Source organism: Pseudomonas sp. MWU13-2100, assembly GCF_023242365.1.
Lineage (GTDB): Bacteria > Pseudomonadota > Gammaproteobacteria > Pseudomonadales > Pseudomonadaceae > Aquipseudomonas.
Genome location: NZ_JALLIX010000048.1, coordinates 42,419 through 49,647 on the forward strand (window position 1 = coordinate 42,419; position 7,229 = coordinate 49,647).

The following is a 7,229-nucleotide window of genomic DNA, read 5'->3' on the forward strand; positions in this document are numbered from 1 at the left end:
GCGGGCGTGCGGCAATCAGCGCACGACAAGGTTTTGCCAACAGGGTATGCCGAAATGGCCAAGCAGTTCTGCGGTTTCGCAAACGGGCAGGCCGACAACGGCGGAATAACTGCCATTCAAGCCCACAACGAAAACCGCCGCCAGGCCTTGAATAGCATAGGCGCCCGCCTTGTCCCGCGGTTCGCCGCTGGACCAGTAGCGATGAGCTTCTTCTGGGTGTATTGCACGAAATTTCACCAGGCTGCGCACCACCCGCGACTCACAGCGCTCGCCGTCGAGCACGGCAATGGCAGTCAGCACTTCGTGTTCGCGATCGGACAGGGCCTGCAACATGGCCAGCGCATCGGCTTCATCCAGCGGTTTGCCGAGAATCCGACCGTCCAGCACCACGGCGGTGTCGGCCCCCAGCACGCAGGTCCCGGCTGCCGCTTGCCCGGCCCCCAACCGCGCACGACCGGCCGCGGCCTTGCCGCGCGCCAGACGCTCGACGTAGGCCAGCGGGCTTTCATCAGGCAATGGGGTTTCGTCGATCTCGGCACTGATGACGCTGAACGGCACGCCGATCTGCGTCAGCAATTCACGCCGACGCGGCGAGCCGGAAGCCAGGTAGAGCGAGGTCATCAAGACATCTCCGTGTCGGGCTCTTTATAGGAGCCATGTCAGCAGAATCAGCAGCTCACCCGCAAATGGCAGGCAAATCCCGTCAGTTGATTTTGTAGCGCCGGCGCAGCCCCCGCAGACCGAAGCTGACCCAAGGCCAGAGCAAGGCGCTGACCAGGGCCGGCAGCACCAGCGCCAGGGTCGGTTGGCGGTTGCCGGTCAAGGCGCTGAGCCAGAGTTGCACCAACTGCGCCAGGCCGAAGATCACCAGGAGCACCAGGCTCTGTTGCCACATCGGGAACATCCGCAAGCGCTGTTGCAGCGACAGTACAAGGAAAGTGATGAGGGTCAGGATCAATGCGTTCTGCCCCAGCAGGGTGCCGTAGAGCACGTCTTCGGCCAAGCCCAGCAGGAACGCGGTGACCATGCCGATCTTGTGCGGCAGGTACAACGCCCAGAACGCCAGCAACAGTGCCAGCCACAGCGGGCGCAGGATCTCCATGAATTGCGGCAGTGGCGAGACGCTGAGCAGCAGGCCGATGGCGAAAGTCAGCCAGACGATCCAGCCATTGCGGGAAAAGGTATCAGCCATTATTGCTCCGTCCGGGGGGCTGCCCGTGTCGCCGCCGACGGTTTGCCGGCGGCGGGCTTGGCAGCGGATGGCTTGACGGCATGGGCTGCCGGCTTGGCCGGGGTTGCCGGTGCAGCGGCAGGTGCGGCGGGTGCGCTCGGCTTGGCCGGTGTCGTGGCCGCGGGCTTGGGCACGGTGGCCGGTACTACCGGCGCGCCGTCACCGCCCTGGCGATCCGCTTCCTGGGCCTGGGCCGCTTCGTTGGCGCGCTCTTCCGGGGTACGACTGTCGCTGAACACCAGCAACAGGTAGCGGCTGCGGTTCAACGCGGCGGTCGGCACGGCGCGGACAATGGCGAAAGGCTGGCCGGAGTCGTGGATCACTTCCTTGACCGTCGCCACCGGGTAACCCGCGGGGAAGCGCTGGCCCAGGCCGGAACTGACCAGCAGGTCGCCTTCCTTGATATCAGCGGTGTCGGCGACATGGCGCAGTTCCAGGCGCTCGGGGTTGCCGGTACCGCTGGCAATCGCCCGCAAGCCGTTGCGGTTGACCTGCACCGGAATGCTGTGGGTGGTGTCGGTGAGCAACAGCACGCGCGAGGTGTAGGGCATCAACTCGACCACCTGGCCCATCAGGCCACGGGCATCGAGCACCGGCTGGCCAAGGACCACACCGTCGCGCTCACCCTTGTTGATGATGATGCGATGGGTGAAGGGGTTCGGGTCCATACCGATCAACTCGGCCACCTCGACCTTCTCGTTGACCAGTGCCGAGGAGTTGAGCAACTCGCGCAGGCGTACGTTCTGCTCGGTCAAGGCCGCGAGTTTTTGCAGGCGCCCTTGCAACAGCAGGTTTTCGGTCTGGAGTTTTTCGTTTTCGGCGACCAGCTCGGTACGACTGCCGAACTGACTGGCCACGCCTTGCCACAAGCGTTGCGGCAGGTCGGTGATCCAGTACGATTGCATCAGCACCAGCGACATCTGGCTGCGCACCGGTTTGAGCAGCGTGAACCGGGCATCGACCACCATCAGCGAGACCGATAGCACGACCAGCACCAGCAAGCGCACGCCCAATGAGGGGCCTTTGGCAAAAAGCGGTTTAATGAGCCGCTCCTCCCAGGCAATGAGTCATTTTATTCATACGGCATCACACCGGCCTGGATGAAGATTGACAGAAGATAAACGCAACAGGCAGCACTGCAAAGTGCTGCCTGTGAGCCGAACAGCATAGAGCTTCTCAGCGAACTTACTCGCTGGAAAGCAGATCCATGGTGTGCTTATCCATCATTTCCAGGGCACGACCGCCGCCACGGGCCACGCAAGTCAGCGGGTCTTCGGCAACGATCACCGGCAGCCCGGTTTCCTGGGCCAGCAGCTTGTCGAGGTCACGCAGCAAGGCGCCACCACCGGTCAGCACCAGGCCACGCTCGGCGATGTCCGAGGCCAGTTCCGGAGGCGACTGCTCCAGGGCGCTCTTGACCGCCTGGACGATGGTCGCCAAGGATTCCTGCAGGGCTTCCAGGACTTCGTTGGAGTTCAGGGTGAAGGCACGTGGCACGCCTTCGGCCAGGTTACGGCCACGCACGTCGACTTCACGCACTTCGCCACCTGGATAGGCGGTACCGATTTCCTGCTTGATGCGCTCGGCGGTCGATTCACCGATCAGGCTGCCGTAGTTGCGACGCACGTAAGTGATGATCGCTTCGTCGAAGCGGTCGCCGCCAACCCGCACGGATTCGGCATAGACCACGCCGTTCAGGGAGATCAGTGCGATTTCAGTGGTACCACCACCGATATCGACAACCATCGAACCGCGGGCTTCTTCCACCGGCAGGCCGGCACCGATGGCGGCGGCCATCGGTTCTTCGATCAGGAACACTTCCCGGGCACCGGCGCCAAGGGCCGATTCACGGATGGCACGACGCTCGACCTGGGTCGATTTGCACGGTACGCAGATCAGCACCCGAGGGCTGGGCTGCAGGAAGCTGTTTTCATGCACCTTGTTGATGAAGTACTGCAGCATCTTCTCGCAGACACTGAAGTCGGCGATCACGCCGTCTTTCATCGGACGAATGGCGGCGATGTTGCCCGGCGTACGGCCGAGCATGCGCTTGGCCTCGGTGCCGACGGCGACGACGCTCTTCTGGTTGCCATGGGTGCGAATCGCAACAACCGATGGCTCATTCAGGACGATACCGCGCTCGCGCACGTAGATAAGGGTGTTGGCTGTGCCCAGGTCGATGGAGAGATCGCTGGAAAACATGCCACGCAGTTTCTTGAACATTGGAAAGGGACCCTGGGCAACGCGTGGGTAAAAAAGTGCGGCAAACTCTAACAACGACGGGGATTTTGGGCAAGGCGCCAATATGTTAAATTAGGCGTTTTTCCGAGCACCATCCCATACAATCGCGGCCATGTGACCGTAGAAATGCGGTAGTGTTCCGACAATCGTAAGTCGCGCCCGCACTTATTGACACTCTTTATTGTGTATTGCCTAACCGAACGGACACCTTCCGTCCGGTTTTCCACTGGAGATCCCCATGGCGCTTGAACGCTCCGACGTGGAAAAAATCGCTCACCTGGCCCGCCTGGGCCTGGTCGAAGCCGATCTTCCACGCACCACCGAAGCCCTGAACAGCATTCTGGGCCTGGTCGACCTGATGCAGGCTGTCGATACCAGCGGCATCGAACCGCTTGCCCACCCTCTGGAAGCGAATCAGCGCCTGCGCGCCGACGTCGTCACCGAGCGAAATCACCGCGAGGCTTATCAGTCCATCGCGCCAGCGGTCGAAAACGGCCTGTACCTGGTTCCGAAAGTCATCGACTAAAGGGAAAGAGCCTGCAATGCATCAGATGACCCTGGCCGAGATCGCCCGTGGCCTCGCCGACAAGAAATTCTCCTCCGAAGAGCTGACCCGGACCCTGCTGGCGCGTATCGCCGAGCTCGACCCGCAGCTCAACAGCTTTATCAGCCTCACCGAGGACCTGGCCCTGAGCCAGGCCAAGGCCGCCGACGCCCGCCGTGCCGCCGGCGAGAACGGTGCCCTGCTCGGCGCGCCGATTGCCCACAAGGACCTGTTCTGCACCCTGGGCATCCGCACCAGCTGCGGCTCGAAGATGCTCGACAACTTCAAGGCGCCCTATGACGCCACCGTGGTCGCCAAGCTGGCCGCCGCCGGCACCGTGACCCTGGGCAAGACCAACATGGACGAATTCGCCATGGGCTCGGGTAACGAATCGAGCTACTACGGCCCGGCGAAAAACCCGTGGAACCTGGAACATGTGCCGGGCGGTTCGTCCGGCGGGTCGGCGGCGGCGGTTGCCGCGCGCCTGCTGCCGGCGGCCACCGGCACCGACACCGGCGGCTCGATCCGCCAGCCGGCGGCGCTGACCAACCTCACCGGGCTGAAACCGACCTATGGTCGCGTCTCGCGCTGGGGCATGATCGCCTACGCCTCCAGCCTCGACCAGGGTGGCCCGCTGGCGCGCACCGCCGAAGACTGCGCCCTGCTGCTGCAAGGCATGGCCGGCTTCGACCCGCAGGACTCCACCAGCATTGATGAGCCGGTACCGGATTACTCCGCCAGCCTCGGCACCTCGATCCAGGGCCTGCGCATCGGCGTGCCGAAGGAATACTTCAGCGCCGGCCTCGACCCGCGCATCGCCGAACTGATCCAGGCCAGCATCAAGGCATTGGAAAAACTCGGCGCGATCATCAAGGAGATCAGCCTGCCGAACATGCAGCACGCGATCCCCGCGTACTACGTGATCGCCCCGGCGGAAGCCTCGTCGAACCTGTCGCGCTTCGATGGCGTGCGTTTCGGCTATCGCTGCGAAGACCCGAAAGACCTCACCGACCTGTACAAGCGTTCCCGTGGCGAAGGTTTCGGCGCGGAAGTCCAGCGCCGCATCCTGGTCGGCGCCTACGCGCTGTCGGCCGGCTACTACGACGCCTACTACCTGCAGGCACAGAAGATCCGGCGCCTGATCAAGAACGACTTCATGGCCGCCTTCAACGAGGTCGACATCATTCTCGGCCCGACCACACCGAACCCGGCGTGGAAGATCGGCGCGAAAAACAGCGACCCGGTCGCCGAGTACCTGGAAGACGTCTACACCATCACCGCCAACCTCGCGGGCCTGCCGGGCCTGTCCATGCCGGCCGGTTTCGTCGACGGCTTGCCGGTGGGCGTGCAACTGCTGGCCCCGTATTTCCAGGAAGGCCGTCTGCTCAACGTTGCGCACCAGTATCAGCTCAACACTGACTGGCACACCCGCACACCTGAAGGCTTCTGAGGAGAAACACATGCAATGGGAAGTCGTGATCGGGCTGGAGATTCATACCCAGCTCGCCACCCAATCGAAGATTTTCTCCGGTAGCGCCACCACCTTCGGTTCCGAGCCGAATACCCAGGCGAGCCTGGTAGACCTGGGCATGCCCGGCGTGTTGCCGGTGCTGAACCAGGAAGCGGTGCGCATGGCGGTGAAGTTCGGCCTGGCGATCGACGCCGAGATCGGCCAGCACAACGTGTTCGCGCGCAAGAATTACTTCTACCCGGACCTGCCCAAGGGCTACCAGATCAGCCAGATGGAACTGCCGATCGTCGGCAAGGGCCATCTGGACATCACCCTGGAAGACGGCACGGTCAAGCGCGTCGGGATCACCCGAGCGCACCTGGAAGAAGACGCCGGCAAGAGCCTGCACGAGGACTTCAGCGGCGCCACCGGCATCGACCTGAACCGGGCCGGCACGCCGCTGCTGGAAATCGTTTCCGAACCGGACATGCGCAACGCCAAGGAAGCCGTGGCCTACGTCAAGGCGATCCATGCGCTGGTGCGCTACCTGGGCATCTGCGACGGCAACATGGCCGAAGGTTCGTTGCGTTGCGACTGCAACGTCTCGGTCCGGCCCAAGGGCCAGGTCGAGTTCGGCACCCGTTGCGAGATCAAGAACGTCAACTCGTTCCGTTTTATCGAGAAGGCGATCAACACCGAAGTACAACGCCAGATCGAACTGATCGAGGACGGCGGCCGGGTGATCCAGCAGACCCGCCTGTACGACCCGAACAAGGACGAGACCCGCGCCATGCGCAGCAAGGAGGAAGCCAACGACTACCGTTACTTCCCCGACCCGGACCTGTTGCCGGTGGTGATCGAGGATGCGTTCCTCGATGAAGTCCGCGCGCAGTTGCCGGAGCTGCCACCGCAGAAACGCGAGCGCTTCCAGGCACAGTTCGGTCTGTCGGTCTACGATGCCAGCGTGCTGGCTTCCAGCCGCGAGCAGGCGGACTACTTCGAAAAAGTCGTGAGCATCGGCGGTGACGCCAAGCTGGCGGCCAACTGGGTCATGGTCGAGTTGGGCAGCCTGCTGAACAAGCTGGGCGTGGACATCGACCAGGCGCCGGTCACGGCCGAGCAACTGGGCGGTATGTTGTTGCGGATCAGCGACAACACCATCTCCGGCAAGATCGCCAAGATGGTCTTCGAGGCCATGGCCAATGGTGAAGGCAGCGCCGACGAGGTGATCGAGGCCCGTGGCCTGAAGCAGGTCACGGACAGCGGTGCCATCGAGAAGGTGCTGGACGAAGTGCTGGCGGCCAACGCCGAGCAGGTCGAGCAGTATCGGGCGGCGGATGAAGCCAAGCGCGGCAAGATGTTCGGCTTCTTTGTCGGCCAGGCGATGAAAGCGTCCAAGGGCAAGGCCAACCCGCAGCAAGTCAACGAACTGCTGAAGAGCAAGCTCGAAGGCTGATTGCGAGCGGGTCCTCAAGACCGCCAGAAGCTTCGCGGGCAAGCTCCGCTCCCACAGGTCCTGCGTCGGACAGAGGATTTGCGTACGACACGATCCTGTAGGAGCCTGGCTTGCCAACGATGCGCTCCTCAAGACCGCCAGAAGCTTCGCGGGCAAGCTCCGCTCCCACAGGTCCTGCGTCGGACACGGGATTTGCGTACGATACAATCCTGTAGGAGCCTGGCTTGCCAGCGATGCGCTCCTCAAGACCGCCAGAAGCTTCGCGGGCAAGCTCCGCTCCCACTGGTCCTGCGTCGGACACGGGACA

Annotated in this window: 7 protein-coding genes; 3 read left to right on the top strand and 4 right to left on the bottom strand. The window is 63.1% G+C overall.

Features of this window, described 5'->3' with window-relative positions; translation table 11 throughout:
- Window positions 1-15: 15 nt before the first annotated feature.
- From M5B99_RS25450 to mreB, 4 genes are all read right to left on the bottom strand, one after another.
- Window positions 16-621 (bottom strand): Maf family protein, encoded by a 606-nt coding sequence (locus M5B99_RS25450; protein WP_248806647.1) that lies wholly within the window; start codon window positions 619-621, stop codon window positions 16-18.
- 82 nt (window positions 622-703) lie between these two features.
- Window positions 704-1,192 (bottom strand): rod shape-determining protein MreD, encoded by a 489-nt coding sequence (mreD, locus tag M5B99_RS25455; protein ID WP_248806648.1) that lies wholly within the window; start codon window positions 1,190-1,192, stop codon window positions 704-706.
- Complete coding sequence (mreC, locus tag M5B99_RS25460) at window positions 1,192-2,274, bottom strand: rod shape-determining protein MreC (RefSeq protein WP_318654588.1); 1,083 nt, start codon at window positions 2,272-2,274, stop codon at window positions 1,192-1,194. Before mreC ends, mreD begins: the two co-directional genes overlap by 1 nt.
- 142 nt (window positions 2,275-2,416) lie before the next feature.
- Window positions 2,417-3,454, bottom strand: a complete 1,038-nt coding sequence (mreB, locus tag M5B99_RS25465; RefSeq protein WP_002555108.1) for a rod shape-determining protein MreB — start codon at window positions 3,452-3,454, stop codon at window positions 2,417-2,419.
- Between the two features lie 256 nt (window positions 3,455-3,710).
- Between mreB and gatC the strand changes: the two genes are divergently transcribed.
- The 3 genes from gatC to gatB are packed head-to-tail and all read left to right on the top strand — an operon-like array spanning window position 3,711 to window position 6,922.
- On the top strand, window positions 3,711-3,998 hold the full coding sequence (gene gatC, locus M5B99_RS25470) for an Asp-tRNA(Asn)/Glu-tRNA(Gln) amidotransferase subunit GatC (RefSeq protein WP_152740064.1): 288 nt from the start codon (window positions 3,711-3,713) through the stop codon (window positions 3,996-3,998).
- A 16-nt stretch (window positions 3,999-4,014) separates the two neighbouring features.
- Entirely contained in the window at window positions 4,015-5,466 is a 1,452-nt protein-coding gene (gene gatA / locus M5B99_RS25475; protein WP_248806650.1) for an Asp-tRNA(Asn)/Glu-tRNA(Gln) amidotransferase subunit GatA, read from the top strand.
- A 10-nt stretch (window positions 5,467-5,476) separates the two neighbouring features.
- Window positions 5,477-6,922: an Asp-tRNA(Asn)/Glu-tRNA(Gln) amidotransferase subunit GatB gene (gatB, locus tag M5B99_RS25480; protein WP_248806651.1), complete on the top strand. Its 1,446-nt coding sequence runs from the start codon at window positions 5,477-5,479 to the stop codon at window positions 6,920-6,922.
- The last annotated feature ends 307 nt before the right edge of the window (window positions 6,923-7,229 follow it).

What these genes read in the sequence shown, in the direction of transcription:
- gatA (WP_248806650.1), top strand. Translation starts at nt 4,015, where the DNA reads ATGCATCAGATGACCCTGGCCGAGATCGCCCGTGGCCTCGCCGACAAG.
- mreB (WP_002555108.1), bottom strand. Translation starts at nt 3,454, where the DNA reads ATGTTCAAGAAACTGCGTGGCATGTTTTCCAGCGATCTCTCCATCGAC.
- mreD (WP_248806648.1), bottom strand. Translation starts at nt 1,192, where the DNA reads ATGGCTGATACCTTTTCCCGCAATGGCTGGATCGTCTGGCTGACTTTC.
- M5B99_RS25450 (WP_248806647.1), bottom strand. Translation starts at nt 621, where the DNA reads ATGACCTCGCTCTACCTGGCTTCCGGCTCGCCGCGTCGGCGTGAATTG.
- gatB (WP_248806651.1), top strand. Translation starts at nt 5,477, where the DNA reads ATGCAATGGGAAGTCGTGATCGGGCTGGAGATTCATACCCAGCTCGCC.
- gatC (WP_152740064.1), top strand. Translation starts at nt 3,711, where the DNA reads ATGGCGCTTGAACGCTCCGACGTGGAAAAAATCGCTCACCTGGCCCGC.